Raw genomic sequence first — 1,312 nt, 5'->3', positions numbered from 1 at the left:
GGGGAGAGGGCTGGGGTGGGTAAAGACCGGGTACATCCTTTACGTTTGAGACCGGGGACATGGTTTACAGGTATCAATCATGGTCAGGAGGTGCTGACCATGCCCTGGAATCAAGAGTCCCCGATGGATCAACGAGTGAAATTAGTCAGTGACTGGCTCAGTGGCAGCTACACCAAGAGCCAATTGAGCCGGCGTTACGGCGTCAGCCGTCCAACCATCGATAAATGGCTGGATCGGTATGCAGCGCTCGGCGTGGACGGCTTGAAAGAGCAATCCCGCAAGCCTTTGAACTGCCCTCATCAAACCCCGGATGAAATCATCGCCACATTGCTGGCCAAGAAAAACGAGCATCCGGATCAAGGTCCCAAACAGATCATTGATCGCCTGCGAAAGTCCGATCCACAGATCCCATGGCCGGCCGCGAGCACTGCTGGTGAGTGGTTGAAGAAGGCTGGCTTGGTCATTGCGCGGCGCCCTTATCCTTTGCGCCCGCGTGCTTCGACGCATTTACGCCCGGCCGATGAACCCAACCAGACCTGGTGTGCCGACTTCAAAGGGCAGTTCAGGATGCAGGACGGCAATTGGTGCTATCCGTTGACCATTACCGATCAGATGAGCCGCTATCTACTGCTCTGCCGGGCGCTGCCCGGCACTCACAGTGAGCCGACGCGGCAGGGCTTTGAATGGGCTTTCCGGGAGTTTGGATTGCCGGACGTAATCCGCACCGATAACGGGGCGCCTTTCGCATCCACAGGTTTGGCGCGGCTGTCGAAGCTGTCCGTCTGGTTCATCAGGCATGGCATCCACATCGAGACAATCACGCCAGGGCGTCCTGACCAGAAGGGTCGAAACGAACGGATGCACCGCACCCTCAAAGCAGCGGTACTGCGAACACCTGCGGAAAATCTCGTGCGCCAGCAACTGGCCTTTGAAGAGTTCGTTCAGGACTTCAACCATGATCGACCACACACCGCGCTGGGCATGAAGCCGCCGGCTTCCGTCTACAGACCTTCGTTGCGCCCATATCCGGGCTACTTGCCTGCGGTCGAATACGGCCCTGATGTTGAGGTACGCAAGGTTCGTTCGAACGGCGAGTTCAAGTGGAAGGGGCAGCGAATGTTTTTGGGCGAGGCACTGATCGGCGAGGACATCGCGCTGAAGGAAGTGGCTGATGATGTGTGGGAGTTGTACCTTTGCAACTTCTGTTTAGGCAGGCTTGAGCGCGGAGCCAACCGCGTATCAAGCCTGTAAAAGGTGTAAACGATGTCCCCGGTCTAATGTGTAAAGGATGTACCGGTCTCTACAGTGAGGG

At 57.1% G+C, this 1,312-nt stretch carries 1 protein-coding gene; it reads left to right on the top strand.

All coding sequences use genetic code 11. From position 1 onward, the window contains the following. Window positions 1–99 precede the first annotated feature (99 nt). Window positions 100–1,251, top strand: a complete 1,152-nt coding sequence (locus AC1Q9F_RS28360; RefSeq protein WP_492621365.1) for an integrase core domain-containing protein — start codon at window positions 100–102, stop codon at window positions 1,249–1,251. The last annotated feature ends 61 nt before the right edge of the window (window positions 1,252–1,312 follow it).

This window comes from Pseudomonas sp. GW823-FHT04A03, from assembly GCF_058796615.1.
Note: the sequence above shows the minus strand (reverse complement) of the source record. Positions and strands in the feature narration are given on the sequence as shown.

Excerpts from the sequence above, each read along its gene's own strand:
- AC1Q9F_RS28360 (WP_492621365.1), top strand. The coding sequence starts at position 100 with ATGCCCTGGAATCAAGAGTCCCCGATGGATCAACGAGTGAAATTAGTC.